23 protein-coding genes are annotated in these 18,172 nt (G+C 49.4%); 22 read left to right on the forward strand and 1 reads right to left on the reverse strand.

The window, feature by feature from the left end:
• The first annotated feature begins 12 nt into the window (after positions 1-12).
• The 10 genes from NA624_RS17385 to NA624_RS17430 all read left to right on the forward strand — a co-directional run bounded on the left by NA624_RS17385 (position 13) and on the right by NA624_RS17430 (position 5,453).
• Positions 13-1,089, forward strand: a complete 1,077-nt coding sequence (locus NA624_RS17385) for a major capsid protein (protein WP_000273927.1) — start codon at positions 13-15, stop codon at positions 1,087-1,089.
• Between the two features lie 9 nt (positions 1,090-1,098).
• On the forward strand, positions 1,099-1,278 hold the full coding sequence (locus tag NA624_RS17390) for a hypothetical protein (protein ID WP_001151798.1): 180 nt from the start codon (positions 1,099-1,101) through the stop codon (positions 1,276-1,278).
• A gap of 51 nt (positions 1,279-1,329) precedes the next feature.
• The gene (locus tag NA624_RS17395; RefSeq protein ID WP_000633372.1) at positions 1,330-1,731 is read left to right on the forward strand and encodes a DUF7370 family protein; all 402 of its coding nucleotides are present in this window, start codon (positions 1,330-1,332) and stop codon (positions 1,729-1,731) included.
• Positions 1,731-1,919: a hypothetical protein gene (locus NA624_RS17400; RefSeq protein WP_001174016.1), complete on the forward strand. Its 189-nt coding sequence runs from the start codon at positions 1,731-1,733 to the stop codon at positions 1,917-1,919. Before NA624_RS17395 ends, NA624_RS17400 begins: the two co-directional genes overlap by 1 nt.
• Complete coding sequence (locus NA624_RS17405; RefSeq protein WP_000117091.1) at positions 1,903-2,265, forward strand: hypothetical protein; 363 nt, start codon at positions 1,903-1,905, stop codon at positions 2,263-2,265. Before NA624_RS17400 ends, NA624_RS17405 begins: the two co-directional genes overlap by 17 nt.
• Positions 2,266-2,272: 7 nt before the next feature.
• Positions 2,273-2,668: a hypothetical protein gene (locus NA624_RS17410; RefSeq protein WP_001144356.1), complete on the forward strand. Its 396-nt coding sequence runs from the start codon at positions 2,273-2,275 to the stop codon at positions 2,666-2,668.
• Positions 2,665-3,051: a phage tail termination protein gene (locus NA624_RS17415; protein WP_000198520.1), complete on the forward strand. Its 387-nt coding sequence runs from the start codon at positions 2,665-2,667 to the stop codon at positions 3,049-3,051. Before NA624_RS17410 ends, NA624_RS17415 begins: the two co-directional genes overlap by 4 nt.
• 15 nt (positions 3,052-3,066) lie before the next feature.
• Positions 3,067-3,804 carry a phage tail tube protein gene (locus NA624_RS17420; protein WP_000742045.1) on the forward strand — a complete coding sequence of 246 codons (738 nt, stop codon included), beginning with the start codon at positions 3,067-3,069 and terminating at the stop codon, positions 3,802-3,804.
• A gap of 45 nt (positions 3,805-3,849) precedes the next feature.
• Positions 3,850-4,503: a DUF6246 family protein gene (locus tag NA624_RS17425; RefSeq protein WP_000644473.1), complete on the forward strand. Its 654-nt coding sequence runs from the start codon at positions 3,850-3,852 to the stop codon at positions 4,501-4,503.
• A gap of 221 nt (positions 4,504-4,724) precedes the next feature.
• On the forward strand, positions 4,725-5,453 hold the full coding sequence (locus NA624_RS17430) for a KilA-N domain-containing protein (RefSeq protein WP_000065273.1): 729 nt from the start codon (positions 4,725-4,727) through the stop codon (positions 5,451-5,453).
• Positions 5,454-5,494: 41 nt separating this feature from the next.
• On the opposite strand, the gene NA624_RS17435 is transcribed toward NA624_RS17430, so the two are convergent.
• The gene (locus tag NA624_RS17435; RefSeq protein WP_000033148.1) at positions 5,495-5,872 is read right to left on the reverse strand and encodes an Arc family DNA-binding protein; all 378 of its coding nucleotides are present in this window, start codon (positions 5,870-5,872) and stop codon (positions 5,495-5,497) included.
• A 115-nt stretch (positions 5,873-5,987) separates the two neighbouring features.
• Between NA624_RS17435 and NA624_RS17440 the strand changes: the two genes are divergently transcribed.
• The 12 genes from NA624_RS17440 (at position 5,988) to NA624_RS17495 (ending at position 18,168) form a co-directional block, all read left to right on the forward strand.
• The gene (locus tag NA624_RS17440; RefSeq protein WP_000543813.1) at positions 5,988-6,158 is read left to right on the forward strand and encodes an Arc family DNA-binding protein; all 171 of its coding nucleotides are present in this window, start codon (positions 5,988-5,990) and stop codon (positions 6,156-6,158) included.
• Positions 6,151-7,125: a phage antirepressor Ant gene (locus NA624_RS17445; RefSeq protein ID WP_000534978.1), complete on the forward strand. Its 975-nt coding sequence runs from the start codon at positions 6,151-6,153 to the stop codon at positions 7,123-7,125. The genes NA624_RS17440 and NA624_RS17445 overlap by 8 nt, the downstream gene beginning before the upstream one ends.
• 105 nt (positions 7,126-7,230) lie before the next feature.
• Positions 7,231-7,875 carry a hypothetical protein gene (locus tag NA624_RS17450; protein WP_000755142.1) on the forward strand — a complete coding sequence of 215 codons (645 nt, stop codon included), beginning with the start codon at positions 7,231-7,233 and terminating at the stop codon, positions 7,873-7,875.
• Between the two features lie 68 nt (positions 7,876-7,943).
• A complete protein-coding gene (locus tag NA624_RS17455; protein WP_000829987.1) occupies positions 7,944-11,138 on the forward strand; it encodes a tape measure protein in 3,195 nt (1,064 codons plus the stop codon).
• 27 nt (positions 11,139-11,165) lie between these two features.
• Positions 11,166-11,387, forward strand: coding sequence for a hypothetical protein (locus NA624_RS17460; protein WP_001240563.1), 222 nt, complete (start codon positions 11,166-11,168; stop codon positions 11,385-11,387).
• A gap of 56 nt (positions 11,388-11,443) precedes the next feature.
• Complete coding sequence (locus NA624_RS17465) at positions 11,444-11,791, forward strand: phage tail protein (protein WP_001115296.1); 348 nt, start codon at positions 11,444-11,446, stop codon at positions 11,789-11,791.
• A complete protein-coding gene (locus NA624_RS17470) occupies positions 11,788-12,075 on the forward strand; it encodes a hypothetical protein (RefSeq protein ID WP_000593667.1) in 288 nt (95 codons plus the stop codon). The genes NA624_RS17465 and NA624_RS17470 overlap by 4 nt, the downstream gene beginning before the upstream one ends.
• Before the next feature lie 42 nt (positions 12,076-12,117).
• Positions 12,118-12,822, forward strand: coding sequence for a phage minor tail protein L (locus NA624_RS17475; protein WP_001204737.1), 705 nt, complete (start codon positions 12,118-12,120; stop codon positions 12,820-12,822).
• Entirely contained in the window at positions 12,822-13,541 is a 720-nt protein-coding gene (locus tag NA624_RS17480; RefSeq protein ID WP_001156982.1) for a C40 family peptidase, read from the forward strand. Before NA624_RS17475 ends, NA624_RS17480 begins: the two co-directional genes overlap by 1 nt.
• Positions 13,484-14,011 carry a tail assembly protein gene (locus tag NA624_RS17485; protein ID WP_000904513.1) on the forward strand — a complete coding sequence of 176 codons (528 nt, stop codon included), beginning with the start codon at positions 13,484-13,486 and terminating at the stop codon, positions 14,009-14,011. The genes NA624_RS17480 and NA624_RS17485 overlap by 58 nt, the downstream gene beginning before the upstream one ends.
• A 9-nt stretch (positions 14,012-14,020) precedes the next feature.
• Positions 14,021-17,200 (forward strand): host specificity protein J, encoded by a 3,180-nt coding sequence (locus NA624_RS17490; RefSeq protein WP_000094331.1) that lies wholly within the window; start codon positions 14,021-14,023, stop codon positions 17,198-17,200.
• Between the two features lie 8 nt (positions 17,201-17,208).
• Complete coding sequence (locus NA624_RS17495) at positions 17,209-18,168, forward strand: DUF6453 family protein (RefSeq protein WP_001113927.1); 960 nt, start codon at positions 17,209-17,211, stop codon at positions 18,166-18,168.
• Positions 18,169-18,172: the final 4 nt, after the last annotated feature.

Here is an 18,172-nt window from a genome sequence, read left to right on the forward strand (position 1 = left end):
GGATAAACATATATGTATTTCTCTAAAGAGACACTGGCGACTAACTCGCGCCTTGGTGGTCACTGGAATGAGCTTTGGGCAAACCGAAACATGTGGAACGCACAGCATGATGCTATGATTGCGGCAAATCGTTCTAATATGACTCCTGAATGGCTGGCGGTTAATGCTGTAGGCGGTTTTACGCGTGATTTCTGGGCCGAGATTGACCGTCAGGTGCTGCAACTGCGTGATCAGGAGGTTGGCATGGAAATCGTCAACGACCTGATTGGTGTGCAGACTGTTCTTTCTGTTGGCAAAACTGCAAAGCTCTACAACGTTATTGGTGATATCGCTGATGATGTGTCTGTGAGCATTGACGGTCAGGCTCCATTCTCATTTGACCATACCGAATATGCGAGTGATGGCAACCCGATTCCGGTATTCACCGCAGGTTACGGCGTGAACTGGCGTCATGCTGCTGGTCTTAACTCTGTAGGTATTGACCTTGTGCTGGATTCGCAGATGGCTAAAATGCGCAAGTTTAACCAGAAGCGCGTCAACTACTATCTGAACGGCGACCCGAATATTCAGGTGCAGTCCTACCCGGCACAGGGTATCAAAAATCACCGTAACACCAAGAAGATCAACCTGGGTTCTGGTTCGGGTGGCGCAAATATAGACCTGACCACTGCCGATATGACAGCACTGTTTGCTTTCTTCGGGAAAGGCGCATTTGGTACGCTGGCGCGCGCCAACAAAGTCGCTCAGTATGATGTGATGTGGGTGTCACCTGAAATCTGGGCTAACCTGGCTCAACCGTATGTAGTAAACGGCGTAGTTAGCGGCAACGTACTGAATGCTGTGCTGCCATTTGCGCCTGTTCGTGAAATTCGCCCGACCTTTGCGCTGAGTGGCAACGAGTTCATTGCCTATGTTCGCCGTCAGGACATCATTTCTCCGCTGGTTGGTATGGCTGTTGGCGTCGTGCCGCTGCCGCGTCCGTTACCTAACGTTAACTACAACTTCCAGATCATGTCTGCTGAAGGTTTGCAAATCACCGCAGACGACCAAGGCCTGTCCGGAGTTGTCTATGGCGCTAACCTTGTGTAAGGAAATGGTATGGCTAAATACGAAGTTGTACGACCATGGTTCGGCGTAAAGGTTGGCGATGTGGTGGATATAAAAGAACTGCATCCAGCCCTGAAGTCGAACGTTCGTCTGATGCGTGGAGAGGCGGGTAGTGACCTAACACCGGCAACTCCAGAAGCGAAATCAGGCCGACCCCGTAAAAACGAATAGCCGCGAAAGCGGTTTTTTTATGCCCTCTTCGGAGGGCTATAAGAGGCTCGCATGATTACCACAGAACAGGCCAAGGAATATCTGGAGTCAGTGGGTATCACGCTGCCAGATTTCATTCTGCAGGCTATCGTAGAGCAGGCTAACAGCATTCAGGAGTGCCTCGATGCACATTACCCGCCCGCAACGGCGCTGCTAATTCAGACCTATTTACTGGGTTTAATGGCGTTGGGGCAGGGTGATAGATACATCAGCTCTCAGACCGCGCCTAACGGCGCATCGCGTTCATTTCGGTATCAGTCTTTTGCTGACCGATGGAAGGGTTCCTTATCACTGTTGCGTGGCGCTGACAAATTCGGTTGTGCCAATGGCCTCATCCCCCCTGACCCAACAAATACCGCTTTCGCAGGTATCTGGATAGGCAAAGGCGGTTGCATGTGTAACGGGAGCCGCTGATGGCTTTAATATCGGTCAGGCAGAGACTTCCTGAGCCATTCGTAAAGGTATGGGTTATCACTGACAGCGGACGGCGGGTCACTGGCTACGTTAAAAGTAACGGTGAATGGTATTTGCTGTGCCGAAAGGTGGCAGCTGAGAACCCGGAGGTTATCCGGTGGGAGGATGATAGTGTCAGTCACGGCTAAGTGGTGTTATACCAACGTCGCCACTGTCTATCCTCGCGTCTATGACGACTGGAACAACACCTGGACAAACGGCATCCCATACCTGATTGACTGCACCTGGACGGCGAACAATGAAGTTGCTGTTGATGCCAGTGGTAAAGAGTTCACCACCAACCTGATTTTCTTCACTGAGCTGAAGCGTAATGGCGTCACCGCAAGCATGCCACAGCGAGACTGGTACATCGCCAGAGGTGACACCACGGCGCTATCAGATCCGCTTAAAGCCGGCGCGAACGTTATCAGGGCCGTAACCGACTGGGATATGTCATTTTTCGGCGAAGAGCCAGATTACAAAATAATGACGTGAGGTAATCATGCCCGTTAAAGGTATCAAGCGCGTCCAGATGAATACCCACCGGGTACTTAGTGACATAGCTGGCATACGCACGGAGAAGGTTCTCTATCTGGTGATGAATGCCGGCGCCAATCATGCCGCTGTAATTACCCCCGTTAAGTCGTCGACCCTCATAAATAGCCAGTACAAGAAGCTCGAACCAATACCGTCAGGAATGATTGGCAGAGTGGGTTATACGGCTAATTATGCAGCCGCGGTTAATGCTGCAAAGGGCAAGCTAAAAGGTAAGCCAAGGCCGGACGGCAGCGGGAATTACTGGGACCCTAACGGTGAGCCGGACTTTCTCCGTAAAGGCTTCGAGCGAGATGGGCTCAACGAGATTAAGGCCATCATCAGGCAAGGATACAAAGTATGACGCGTAGCGAGGTGTATGACGCGCTGAGAGTGTGGTTACAATCTCACGGGTTTGATGTCGGTTACCGCGTCCAGAAACGCTTCTGGAACGAGCTGGAAGGTACGGAAGGGGAAAGATACCTTGTTATCCAGCAAAACGGCGGTGGTAAGCCCGAGGAAGCCATAACGCGAGATTTTTTTCGCATCCTTGTTCTGTCAGGACAGAACGACAGTGATATTAACGAAGTTGAAGACCGCGCTGATGCAATCCGCCAGGCGATGATCGACGACTACCAGACTGAGTGCATCATCTCGATGCAGCCAATCGGCGGAATTACCGCCATCCAGACCGAAGAGGGTCGTTACCTCTTCGATATTTCCTTTCAAACCATCATTTCCCGATAATACGGAGATAAAGACATGGCATGTGAAGCAGGTGCTTTCACAGGGCGTGATGTCGTCGTTTATTACGCGATTGGCTGCCCGGAAGTACAACCTACCGCCAGCGCTTACCAGCGACTCGGCATGATGCGCGGTAAAACAGTTAATGCAGAGTGGGAAACCGCAGATGCAACTGCCGATATGAGCGCCGCGTTTACGCAGGAAAATCTTGTTACCTATAAGAACATTTCGTTCTCTGGTGACGGCGTTACCCGCAAAGAGGATGTATACGCGCAAAACGCGCTGAAGCGTCACGTTTATAACCCGCCAGCGGAGACCAGCAACCAGCCGTATGTGTGGTTCAAAATCATCTCTCCAAACGATATCACCGAAGGGCCATTCATGGTTACTTCATGGGGTGATGAAGCTCCACACGATGATGTGGCAACGTGGTCCATTGAGGCATCAAGTGCAGGTCAGGTTGATGTGCGTGATGTCGGGGCAGTTATTACCATTACCACCCAGCCGCAGGGTAAAACACTGACTGCTGGCGACATCCTGACTCTGACAGTTGCAGCTACTGTTTCAGATAGCTCGTCATTGACTTATCAATGGAAAAAAGACGGAACCAATGTGAGCTCCGGTGGTACGACAGCTACATATACTAAGCCCAGTGCGACAACAGGCGATTCTGGTTCATATACTTGTCAGATTAGTTCCAGCACCGCAGCCAGTGTAACCACCAATCCGGCCACGGTGACTGTCAACGCATCGTAATTTCTTACTCAGGAGGCTCCGTCCTCCTTTTTCTTATGGGAATTCATGAAAGCAATTACCGATATCGGCCAGGTTGTCATTCGCGCCGGCGACAAAGAGATATTTCTCAACCCTTCATTTCTGGCTATGTCCCGAATCGGAACGCCTGAACAAATCGTTGATGTTTTCGTAAAAGTTCATGCGGGCCATTACCCAAAGCACAGAATTGCTGACCCCCAGATACTAAAAGCGGCTAATGCCCGCTGCTTTGCTGAAATGGCGGCAGCTGCAGCCAACGTAGTCAAGCGCTGTTCTGAAGGTGACGTTGCTGAAGTTATCGGTTCCTACTCGGTGACTGGTGCGGGGAAACTTCTGTTCAAGCCGGGAGCCATCCCGATCGAGGATGTTATCCAGATTGCCCGCCATCTGATTCTTCATGGTGTAATGGGCGACCAGCCACCGGAAGAATTCGAAGGAAAGAAAGGTGAATACAGCGACAAATTCGATGTTCGGTCATTCGTCTACACCGCTGTTGCTCACCTCGGCATGAGTGAGTCAGACGCCTGGAATATGACAATGACCAGCTTCCGCGCCGCCATGAACGCCAAGTTCCCGCAGAAAGAGAAAGCCAAAGTACCCACTCAGGAGAAGTACGACGAAGTCATGGACTGGGCAGAACAAATGCTGGCGATGGATGCGCAGAGGCATGGGCCGCACTAAAAAATCTCTCGTCTTAAGAAATTCGACAAGTGACTTTTAAGACAATGCCTCGCATCCGCGGGGCTTTTTTGTATCCGCAGTAAATGCGCATTCCCCGCGCAAATAAAACCAGGAGCCCTTTTCGGGATATGAGACAGAGATAGGACGGTGGCTTCCATCGTGCCGCTCTTGGGCTGTCCATATCTGGGGAACTGGCTCATATCACCAAAAAGGAAGGAACGATGTCTAACATTATCCCAGTTGATTTCGAAGGCCACTCGATGCGCTTCTATGAGGATGGCTGGATTGATGCAACAACAGCAGCGGAAAAATTCGATAAAGTGCCAAATGAATTCCTCCGTCTGCCGGAAACTGAATCATATATTCAAGGACTTGAGCGTAGATACGGGAAAATCCCGTATGTAAAAACCAGTCGGGCGCGTAAAGATCGTGGCGGTGGTACATGGCTGCACCCAAAACTGGCTGTTCGCTTTGCGCGCTGGCTTTCTGTCGATTTTGAAATCTGGTGTGACGAACAAATAGACGCCATTATTCGCGGCCATACAGCACCTGTTGATGATGAGCGCATTAAGGCAATCTTTCTGCTTAGCGATCCGTCTTCGTGGGAAAAGCGTTTTAATGACCCGCTGTATGATGCACTATTCAGAATGACCGGGCTTCCACGCCATAGAAATGACCGAAAACCAATGTTATTCAGCCTTATTAGCGCTAAGTGGATTTACGGGCCGGTCCTGCCTGCTGAAGTCTACGCGGATGTAAAAGCACGACTGGCGGTCGGTGAGAAAATCCACCAACACCTAAAACCAGACGCACTTAAACTGGTTGAGAATCAGATTATTGCTGTGACCAGCATTGCTAACGGTTGTTCCGACTATCGAGATTTCGAATCCCGTTGCATGGCAGCATTCCCCGTCAAAGGGCAGATGAAGCTTCTTTATGCGGCAGCGTGATGAATGGTGCGTACAGCCCACTTAGGTGGGCTTATGCTTTTCTAAAATTCGACTTCGTTATCACCAAAAACCTTCTTAGAAGCATCTTGTCGTAAGCTTTTAAGAGCTTGATACATTTGAGAATAAGAATTTATGCTATCTAATAAGTAGAATATAGCTTTAATCATCTCACCTTCCCATTTTTCAAATTCCTCCTCATTGGTCGGGCGATTCTCAGCGAGATTAGAATAGAGTTTCATTATTCTTGAGTTATCTACATCTGCGGGAATGGGGGACTTCAAAGCCTCATCAATTATAAAGACAAGCTCAGTGTTCATGGAGCGACCGTTTTCCTTTGCCCTAAGAGCTATGGCTTCTCTCATTCCAGCAGGAAGTCTGATGTTAAATCTGTCCATCTCATGGCTGGGGAATTTGCTCATAAATCCTCGATAACGCAATTGTGATAACAAACAATAGCACCAACTTGACATTGTTTTAAATGGTGCTAAATTGGTTCTAGAACCAAGTTGGTATCATTTTGATGGAGAAAAAAATATGCACGACATGACTTATACCGGACGAAAAACCCAGAGCTTCCAACTCCGCTTGCCAGAACGTATGAAAGAAGAGATTCGGCGCATGGCTGAAATGGATGGTATTTCTATCAATTCTGCAATTGTGCAGCGTTTGGCAAAGAGTCTGCGAGAGGAACGTGCGAATGGGTAGTAAAAACAGCGAAGCCCCGAAGGCGGCAACCAACGAGGCTTCAAATTTGTCAGTAACTTCCAAGGAACTAACGAATATGAGTATAGCAGCGCAGATCACTACAATCAATGTGCCATTCCACGGCGATACGTTGTACTTGGTGAGCTATAATGGTGAGCCATTCACCCCGATGAAACCTATTGTTGACGGCATGGGGTTGGATTGGGCTTCGCAATTTACCAAGATCAAAAATCGTTTCAAATCATCCGTTGTGGAAATCACAATGGTTGCGGCAGACGGTAAAAACAGGGATATGTCGTGCCTGGCCCTCCGCAAACTACCAGGCTGGTTGCATACCATTAATGTAGGAAAGGTTCGCCCTGAGCTGCGCGAAAAAGTGTCTCGCTATCAGGAAGAGTGTGATGACGTCCTTTATCAATATTGGACTAATGGTGAGGTTAAGAACCACCGCAAGAAAACCACAGTAGATCAGCGCACACCTTTGCGCGACGCCGTGACTATGCTGGTAGGAAAGAAAGGACTCCGTTATGACGATGCATACACTATGGTTCATCAGCGCTTTAACATTGATAGTATTGATGAACTTTCACTCGAACAAATCCCGCTGGCCGTAGAGTACGTTCACCGCGTGGTGCTTGAAGGTGAGTTCATCGGCAGGCAAGAGAAGAAAACCAACGAGCTTTCAGCAAAAGAAGCAAACAGCCTTGTATGGTTGTGGGATTATGCCAACCGATCGCAGGCATTATTTCGCGAACTGTACCCTGCAATGAAACAGATTCAATCGAACTATTCAGGAAAGTGCTACGACTACGGCCATGAGTTCTCGTACATCATTGGAATGGCGAGAGACGTTTTAATCAATCACACGCGAGATGCTGATATTAATGAACCTGACGGAATAACTAATCTTTCCGCATGGATGAGACTCAAGAATAAAGAATTACCACCTTCGTTACATCACTACTAATCTGATGATTTTAGGTCCATTAAAAAGACCCGCTTAACCGCGGGTTTTCCTGTTGCTCCGATCCCTGATACGATTCCCTCATCTTTTACCAAAGGGGATAGGGATATGAAGAAGGTTTTTGGGAGTGTTGTGTTTGCGCTGGCGTTGTCAGGGTGTGCATCTCATGAGCAGCCAGTCGATTATCGAGCGGGTGATTATGTTATTATTTATCAAGCTTTTGGCAAACCAAATAACGTAGTATCGCGCGCTGCTGCTATGTGTAACACCAAGCCTTACAGGATGGCTTCTTATCCGAAGACTATCAGACCAGTAAGAAGCACTTATTTCTATCCAAATGTTTTCTCATGCGCTAAGGAAGCCGCCTTAGAATATGGTAGTGCAGAAGCTCAAGCAGATTTGATTGAGGAGACAAAAAGAGCAAGTCAGGAAGAAATGAAAATGGTGGAGAAACTTTCTCCAACAGATGCAAAAACCTTCTTCATGAAAGAAAAACATGCCTTCACAACTAATTGCTTAGTATTCGGTGATGTCACAATGATAACTGGTGAGTCTCCGGCCATGATTATAGCTGGGGGGGTTAGTATGGGAGCAAAACCTAAATGGAATGGCGAAGAGTATTCATTTGTCTTCAATGGAGGCTCAATGAAGGCATCATTCAAGCCATATAGGGGAGAGCATAAGTTCTTTATTATCGGCGGTGATAAAGTATACGGATGTGGTCCATCTATATTAGATCACAGATATGACTAACTAAGAAAATAATTCACTAAAAATCAACCTCGCTTCGGCGGGGTTTTTTATTGCCCGGAGAAAGTGAAATGGCCGAGAACGTAGGTGATATTGAATATGTAATTAAAGCTGATACGGCTCAGCTACTGCGTGCTGATAAGCAGGTCCGCGATATAACAGACGGCATGGAAGGTGGATTCAACCGCGCAGATAAGGCAGCTTCATCGTTAACATCATCCTTCGGTAGCTTAAGCCGGGTTGCCACTTCTCTTATGGCTATTTTGTCTGTGCAGCAGGTGGCTCAATACGCTGACGCATGGACTACTCTCAACAACAAACTAGCAAACGCCCTTCGGCCTGGCGAGCGGCTGGTTGACGTTACTGAGCGAGTATTCAACATCACGCAGCAAACTCGCGGCAGCCTCGACGCTACAGCTTCTTTGTATGCAAGGCTGGAGCGAGCAACTAGGGAATATGGAACCAGCGCTGATGATCTGGCTAAGCTGACTACCATCATCAACCAAGGGTTTGTTGTCTCCGGTGCGACCGCGCAAGAGGCCGAAAACGCTATTATCCAGTTGTCTCAGGGGCTGGCATCTGGCGCGCTGCGCGGTGAAGAATTTAACTCAGTGAATGAGCAGGGCAACCGTCTGATAGTTGCACTTGCCGACTCTATGGGTGTTGGCATTGGGCAGATGCGTCAGATGGCAGCCGCTGGAAAACTGACTACTGATGTTGTGGTTAACGGGTTACTTTCACAGGGGGTAACGATTGGCAATGAGTTTGCCAATACCACGACAACTATCAGTCAGGCGTTGCAGGTAGCCGGGAACAACATCACCAAGTTCTTTGGTGAAAACTCCACGGTAAAAACCGGCACAGCGATTTTCAACGATGCCGCAATCAGCGTCAGTGAGAACATCGGCGCTCTTAGTGCCATCCTGACCGCCGCTGCTGCTGTTATGGGTAGCCGTTATGTTGGTGCACTGACAATGGCTACCTCAAAGAAAATTGATGATATTGCAGCATCGCGCCAGCAGCTTGTCGCAGAAAGGCAGGCAGCACAGGCTGCTTTGTTCGCTGCTAATTCTGTTCAGCGTAAGGCTCTGGCTGATAAAGAGGCTGCTCTTTCTTCTCTCGCGCTGGCCCAGGCTGAATATAACGTTGCAAAGGGTAGCACTGCTGAAATGTTAGCGATGGATGCGCTTGTTGCAGCAAAATCAAGGGCCAGTACTGCGTCTCTTGCTCTTGCGGAAGCTGAAAACACACAGGCTGCTGCATCAACTAGGGCGGTCGCAGCGGCAAGGGCTGCCTCTGTCGGGGTTAGCGCTGCCGGGAAGGCTCTTTCTCTTGTTGGTGGCCCCGCTGGCTTTGCAATGCTTGCAGCGACTGCCGTGTATTACCTCTATCAAAAAGTACAGCAGGCGAAGCAGGAGAGCATTTATTTTGCTGACTCTCTTGATGGCCTGACAGCCAAAATGAAGGAGATGAGCTCTGTGCAGATAGCTTCCGCTATTGCGAAAACAGAGCAATCCATCATCGATCAGCAAGATGCAATTGCTAGTTTAAGAGCTGAATATGAGCAGCTTGAACAGAAAAAAACCTTTATTGAACAAGCCGCACAGATTAGAGGGACGGCAGCGGTAGCTGATGATTTAGCAGAGGCTAATCGCAATCTGGCCGTGCAAGCTGATAAGGTAGAGCAGGCCGAGAATAAATTAAGCAGAACAACCAGCTCTCTTGGCTTGCTTAGGGCTCAAGCTAACGGTCAGTTCCGTGAGGGAATTGACCTGCTTCGCCGGGATGGGGAGGAGGCGGGTGTTGCCGCTGGCATGATGGGCAAGCTTGGCGACATGATTAATTTCGCTGCAAAGGCGAAGGAGAAATACAACTCTTCTAGCCTGATGGTTATGCGTAGCGAGGATGGAGATAAACTCCTGTCCAGCCTTGAAAAGCAAAATGCCTTGCTTTCATTAACCGATAAAAGAGAAAGGGCTGTAGCTGAGGCAAGGCAGGCGGCGCTTGACGCCGGAGTGGATGCACATTCTAATCAGATGCGTCAGATTGAAGAAGCAGCAGCGAAACGATACGATCTTCAAAAGGCTGATTCCGCAGCAACAAAGTCCACAAAAGAAGGTTCTAAGGCTGTTGATGAGGCAGCTCAATCCCTTACCCGCCAACAAGCCGCACTCGATCGGCTGAACACTGGGTACGCCAATGGCTCTCTCGAATTAGCGAAATACGACGCTGTAGTTGCTCTTGGAAACAAAGCATCAGGAGAGCAGATTGCCAAAGCTGAACAGCAAGCGGAATCCATATGGAAAATACAGCAGGCAACCAAAGCGGCAGCAGAAGAGGAAAGGAAGCGCACACAGGCGGGTCAAAACTTTACCGGGCTACAGGGGCAGGTATCACCAGTTGCAGCAGTAGATAACACCTACGCACAGCAAATGGCGCAGCTTGACGAGTATGTGCAACTTTACCCACAAAAAATTGCAGAAGCAGAAGCCGTCCGTGCAGGAATTGAAGATCAGTATCATCAGAAACGCATGGCCGCAATGTGGGAGGAATGGCAGCAGCAAAGCGAGATTAATAGTATGCTCGGCGCGGCTGTTGATTCTCTTCAAGGTGGCGCTACCAATGCGATAACTGGTCTCATCAATGGTACCCAAAGCCTGCAGGAAGCATTCGCCAACATCGGCACGACAATCCTCAATAGTGTTGTCGGTAGTCTGGTGCAGATGGGGATAGAGTGGGTCAAGAGTCAGTTAATGGGTCAGGCCGCTGCTGCTGCATCACTGGCATCGACGATGGCTCAGGCTACAGCTGCTGCATCTGCATGGGCTCCGGCCGCAATAAGCGCTTCAATCGCAACCATGGGTAGCGCTGCTGCTGTTGGACAGACTGCATATGCCGGTTCATTGCTGGCTGCAAAAGGAATGGCGGTGGCAGGTGCTCGCTACAACGGTGGGCCTGTAGATGCAGGTTCTATGTATCGGGTAGGCGAGCACGGAAAGCCTGAAATATTTCAGGCCAGCAATGGTAGTCAGTACATGATACCGGGTGATAACGGGCGGGTGATTAGCAACCGAGATATGCATGGAAGTGGTAGTGGTGGCAGCAGCGTAGTTCAGCACATTACCTTCGAAATTAACACCACCGGCGGCATAGACGATGCAACAAAGGCGTGGATTGTTAAATCTATGAAGCAGGTTGCTCTGTTTCAGATCAATGACCAAGCCAACCGCCCAAATGGTATGATACAGCCTAGAAATAAGCGTTGATTTTGAATATTGAAAAGGAGCCAAGCAATGGCAATGGAAACAGAAGTTGGCAACATCACTGCTTTCGATAACGCGAATGGACAGGGTGTGCTGGTTACAGTTGAATTTAAGGATTATGCCCTTCGCCACGAGGGGATTCGTGTCTTTGTTAATCTCCCGCTAGATAAAGACGTTTCCTTGGCAGATATTGAAACTCAATCCATTGAAAACGCAAAGCAGCAACTGAAAGACTTGGTAGCTGGCTTCTGACAAGGTATCAAGATTCGTACAACCCGCCTCGGCGGGTTTTTTATTGGGAGTAATCAATGCCAGAAACATTCACATGGACACCACAGCGAGCGTACCAGGTTGAACGTACCCCAAACGTAGCCGTTGTTAAGCTCGGTGACGGTTACGAGCAGCGCCAGACCAAGGGTATCAATCCGCTCATGGATAAATACTCTCTCACCTTTCGCGGCGTCAGCGGAGCGTGCCGTAGCAATCCAGCGAAGGATGCTGAGGCATTTCTCAGGGCTCGAATGGCGGTAGAAGCGTTCTACTGGACGCCATCTGATACCGGAGTTCAGGCGCTGTTTGTCTGCCGCTCCTGGAGTTTAACGAAGACGGGGCCGCTATTTGAATTGACGGCAACGTTTGAGCAGGTACCACGATGATTAAATTATTGAAAGGTGCTGTGATTGCAAAGCCTCCAGTAAAGCCTCAATCGTTAAGCGAGAAGGAAAAGAGGCAGAGAGAGCACGATGATGTAGAGCACTGCTGTCGATATGAAGCGGATGACTGGAAGTATCCTGACTTTAGCGCAGTGGGTGGGCCTCATAACTGGCGAAACTATATCACTCCTCAACTAAAAGAGGCGTGGTCGACATTCACTGACTGGCAAAAGAAAGTGATAGCTCATGCGCTGAATGATGCAGCATCACACGAAGAATGGGATTAACAACAAGCCGCCTCCGGGTGGCTTTTTTTATGGGAGGTTGCTGTGCGCGACATACCAGACAATATGATTATTGATAGCGTCGATGCCGGAGTCGGCGCTTTCATTGACCTTTTCGAAGCAGACCTGCAACCATATGGCGGTGACCTTATCCGCTTCCATTCCGGTACAAATGGTTATTACGGTAATGTTATCTGGAAAGGCAACCAGTACCAGGCTTACCCGATAGCAGTGGAAGGATTCGAGTCGAAGAACGAAGGGACCTATGCTAGGCCAACAATGGTTGTGGCGAACGTGACCGGCCTGATTACCGGGATTAACCACGATTTTGATGACATGCTTGGCGTGGTAATCACCAGGCGTCAGGTGCCGGTAAAATATCTTGATGCGGTTAACTTTCCGAACGGTAATCCTGATGCAGACCCGACACAGGAGGCCGTTTCCCGCTACGTTGTCGAGGAGATGACGGAAGAGACGTTTGAACAGGTGACCTACACGCTGGCGACACCGATTGACTGCGATAACGCCATTATCCCGGCTCGCACTATTCTGGCTGACGTGTGCCAGTGGCAGTATCGCGGCGTTGGGTGTGGATATGACGGGCCGCCAGTTGCAGATGAGCGCGATAATCCAACCGCAGACCCGGCGAAAGATAAGTGCTCTCACCGCCGTAGCGGCTGCCGTTTCCGTTATCCGCGACCGGAACCAATGCCAATCAGCAGTTTCCCCGGCTCTCAAAAGGTCTCCTGATGCAAGAATTACTCGATTATGCGGCGTCATCGCAGGATGAAGTGTGCGGCTTAATCATTGATGACGAACGGCTGTTCCGCTGTCGGAACATACATCCCGATCCAGGTATGCATTTCCGTATCAGTGATGATGACTGGCTGGTGGCCGAGGAAGCAGGAGAGGTGACGGCAGTCTTTCACTCGCACCCACAAAACGTACCGTTCCTGTCTGGCGCTGATCGCCAGATGCAGGTTACCAGTGGTCTTCCGTGGTGGCTGGCGTGCGATGGCCGGATACTGAAATTCAGGCCTGTTCCATTGCTGTTGGGGCGCAAGTTCAAGCATGGTGTCATGGACTGTTACACCCTGTTCAGGGATGCGTATCATCTTTGCGGAATTGACCTTCCTGACTTCGAACGCACTAATGGGTGGTGGTTACGTGGTGAAAATCTTTATCTGAACAACATGCCTCTCAACGGCTTCCGCCAGGTATCGACGGGTGAAGCGCAACCAGGTGACGTCATCATCAGGCAGCCATTCCCCGGCGCTGACCCTTGCCACGCAATGATTCTCCTCGACGAAAACATGGTGCTTCACCATGACCACGCCGGACACCTGAGCCGGAGAGAGCCAATGCGTCCGGCATATGTTAAGCAGATGCATTCCATATGGAGACATGAACAGTGCTCATCTTTAAATTTGCTGGCAGTTTACGCCGATTTTACCGCCAAATCCCTCTGAACGTAGATACGCCCGCTCAGGGACTGCGACTGCTTCTTGCCCAGAATCACGAATTCAAAAAAGCATTCCTCAATACAAGACTTCGGATCCGAATAGCGGGCGAGGATGTTGAGGCATCGGCTATGCAATGGCATCTGGATCGCCACCTGAAAGATGGTTCTGTAGTCCTGTTTGTGCCGGTAGTCGAAGGCGCTATCACTGCCGCTGCTGCGGCATGGATTGCGGTTGCTGTCAGTGTGGCTTCAATTGCGTACTCGGTATACATGTCCCGCAACATGAAAACTAAAACGTCAGCGGAAGCGGCTGAGACAAACACGCTAACGAATAACTCATTTACCAGTGCGGAAAACCGTGTCGGGCAAGGTCGCCCGGTGCCAGTCCTCCTCGGGGAAATGGAGGTCGGCTCGAACGTCATTTCTCTCGGTATTGACACAAGTAACAACCAAGACTGGACGGAATCTATTAGCTAAGGTGGCATTATGTCTTCAGGCGGCGGCAAAGCATCAACCCCCAAACTCCTCGACGATAATCTCAAATCAAAGCAATTTTACCGGGTACTGGATCTAATTTCGGAAGGTCCAATTTTCGGGCCCGTTGACCAGGAACACCTTTCTTCATTCAAACTGAACAAGACGCCTGTTACCGATGCAAACGGAAATGTCAGTGTGAATGGCGTCAGTGTGGCATGGCGGCCTGGCTCAGATAGTCAGTTACCAATTAACGGTTTCTCAGCAATCGAAGCAACAACCATCGTTAATACGGAAGTCACATACGATACACCTTTGGTACGCACTATAACCGATCAGGACGTTACCCGGGTGCGGTTCAACGTTGGTGTGACCGGTCTGGTTGAGCGGGACACTAAAGGCAATCAGAATAACACTTCCGTCACTATGGTGCTGGAGAGTAGAACTGGTGCTTCAGGCTGGGTTATTGAAAAGACCGTGACTATCACCGGAAAGATATCAGGCGAGTATCTTGAGGCCCATCTGATTGATGCTCCGGATATCAAGCCGTTTGATATTCGCGTTCGCCGCATTACACCCGACAGCAGCAGCGATTTGCTGTCCAACGGCACTATCTGGAATAGCTACAGTGAAATCACCGACGACAACCTTAGCTATCCGTTCTCCGCCATTGCGGGTGCAGTTATTGATCGTGACCAGTACACCGACACCCCTAGTCGCACATACCATCTTCGCGGCCTGATTGTGGACGTTCCTGACAACTACGATCCAATTGCCAGAACTTACTCAGGGCTATGGACTGGCGGATTCAAAAAAGCGTGGACTAACAACCCGGCGTGGCTGTTCCGTGAACTGGCGAGGAATACCCGTTTTGGCCTGGCGAAACGTGCCGGTTATATCGATATAGATGACGGTGCGCTGTACGTCCTCTCACAGTATTGCGATCAGCTTGTTAACGATGGCTACGGCGGGCAGGAACCAAGGATGACGCTGAATGCCTATATTACCGAGCAGGTGAGTGCGCGTGACATTCTCGACAAGATAGCGAGCATGTTTCGCGGTATAGCACTGTGGGACGGGATGCGACTGTCTGTCATGCTGGATGCGCCACAGGACCCGATTGCGACAATCACGAATGCTAACGTGGTTGATGGCGAGTTCAAGCGTAGCTCCGTGAAGCGATCAGAGAAATACAATGCCGTTGTTGTGTCATGGACTGATCCGGATAACGGTTGGGAGCAGGTAAAAGAATACGTTTCCGACGATGAGATGATCGCTCGCGGAAACTACAACGAAACAACAATTGAAGCATTCGGTTGCACGTCTCGCGGTCAGGCATGGCGCGCTGGGAAATGGCTTCTTGAAACGGCGAAACGGGAAAGCAGCAGACTGTCTTTCCAGATGGCGCGCGATGCTATCCACTTCACGCCGGGTGATATCGTTGAAATCATGGATAACAACTATGCTGGTGCGCGTCTTGGTGGCCGCATTATGTCGCATGCAGGTAACAGAATTACCGTGGATGCGGTTGATTCATCCCTGATATCAGACGGCGACACCATGTCAATCATGGGTAGCAACGGGAAGTTCGTTAAATACGAGATTGGCAGCATTTCCGGCAACGTGGTGACGCTGAAAACGACTCCAGCATGGGTTCGTGACGGTACTGTATTTGCCATATCTACCAGTAACGTTTCTACCAGACTATTCCGCATCCTTAGCATTGCAGAGACCGATAACAACTCGGTCTACAGCATCACTGCATCACAACATGACCCGAACAAACAGGCCATTGTTGATGAAGGTGCCGTGTTTGAAGTTCCCAACGATACACTGAACGGGTATCGAGTGCCGAACGTAGAGAACCTGCGCATCATCAACACCAACTCTGAGACTGTTCAGGTTACTGCTACATGGGAGACAGCTACCACCACCAAAAAACTGATGTTCGAACTGTACGTGTACAACGATGAAGGCAAGGTTGTTGCTCAGTATGAAACAGACCAGTTCCGCTACGATTTCTACGGGCTGGAAGCAGGGAGTTACACTCTCGGCGTACGCGGTCGCAACGAAAACGGAATGAAAGGGGCGGAGACGCAGGTAAACATGGTTATTGGTGCGCCGCCAGCGCCATCCGGCGTTGTCTGGACTCCCGGCCTGTTCTCTGCTGACCTTGTGCCTGTCATGCGCATTACGGCAACGACAGACACATCGTTTGAGTTCTGGTACTCCGGGCAGAACCAGATTGTCAATCCTGACGATATTGAAGACCAGGCTCAGTTCCTCGGGCGCTCTAACCAGTGGACGCTTCATGGTCTACAGGCTGATAAGACGTATTACGTTTATGTCCGCACCAAAAATGCTTTCGGGGTATCGGAGTTCGTTGAGGCATCAGGCCAGGCGTCATCAGACATTCCTGGAATGATAGAGCTCATTGATGAGCAGATCCGCGAATCAGATGCGTTTAAAAATGTTCAGCAGGGTGTCAACACCAATCTGGACGGTATCATGTCGAACGCGCTGGCGAACCACGGCACTGTTGAGCACCAGTATCAGCAGTACGGTGAGGTACGTGCCGATATCCTTGTTGTGAAAACAACTGTCGCTACTGCCGAGCAGGGGCTCGCCGATCTTTCCACTTACGTACAGGCACAAATAGGTCCCGAAGGAGAGTTAACCTCAGCCGTAAATCAGAAAATGACCGCTGAGGTAAATAGTGATGGGACTGCAAAAGCCTCTTACACACTCAATATGGGGATTGTCAGGAACGGTGTGAAATATAACACCGGATTCGGCATGTCTATCGAGCCATCGGGGAATAGCTATAAATCTACCGTTGTATTTGCCGCGGAACAGTTCGGCATTTATTCCGGTAATAACCCCGGCAACTGGCAGGCTGCATTCTTCGTCTATAACGGACAGGTATTTATTCGTAGCGCATTAATTCAGGAAGCATCCATCGATTTTGCGAAAATTACCGATTCACTTCAGTCTGCAAACTTTATCCCCGGTGGTGGTGGACGCGGATGGAATTTACCAAAATCTGGTAGCCCAGAATTCCATGGGAAACTCTATGCCGACAGCGGTGAATTTGCATTTAACGGAGTGAATAACGTTACTCGCATTGACGGCAATGGGATCACAGTAAATCTCTCAGGAGGTGGTCGTGTTGTTGTTGGACGATGGACATAAGGTGAAATATGCCGGAAGGAATACTGATAGATTATAACGATGGCCGTCCTGCGATGGCGATTACAGCGGGGCTCCGTGCCCCGTCATTCTGCACAAGTTTTGCTGGTTACGGTACGGGGGCAAACCAGTTTCAGGTTAATACTCCATTAACGTCAGGCTCCACAGTTTTTGTTTTACCGACACGTCCGGTTGACGTTCAGGAGTTCGCAGACAATCAGACATGGATAGTTTTACCGATATATATGACATCCGTTACGAGAAACGGAGACAACGGTGTGACTGTTAACGGTACAAACAGGGGAAACTACCAGCGAATACCAAACTGGGCAGGAACTGTATTTGAAATTCTCCCTGCTGCTACTTACAACGAAGGACTTCTCGTTTCCAACTCTACTGATTTCACTGCAATTTCGAATCAGGCAAGATTAATGACATGTGCTTACGTTGGCACGGTGACAGTCAACGGCTCGATGGCGCTTCCCGTATCAGGAATACCATTCGGGAAGTGGAATAATAATAATGTGTCTGTAGGATTTGACGGAGCAAATATTATTGTAAGAGACATCAATTACTCAGGACGGGATGATGTTTCCGCATCTGTAACAATGGAACTGGTAATTTTCAATAATACCGCGCCTGTAGCCGGTGATGGCATTACCATGACAAATTCAGCAGGACAGGTAACATTTTCAACAGTGAAGCGCCCATTTGTATATGACCAGCAGCTAACGGTAACAGACAATAATCAATATATAGGTGATAAATATTGCCAGATAGTATTCACTGGCGCACAGTCAAGACGAGTGGATGGATATTTTAATATAAGGAAAAAGGGCGTGGTAATGTCAGGTGGAAACATCCGGTCAGCGTATAACCAGGTTGTTGGTAATTACAATGACAACAGATTTGATATGACATTTAATCAAAATATCAATATGCCAATTCTTGTCCTTCCGGATATGTATTGAGGAA

The organism is Salmonella sp. NW38 (assembly GCF_051807745.1).
GTDB classification, from domain to species: domain Bacteria; phylum Pseudomonadota; class Gammaproteobacteria; order Enterobacterales; family Enterobacteriaceae; genus Salmonella; species Salmonella enterica.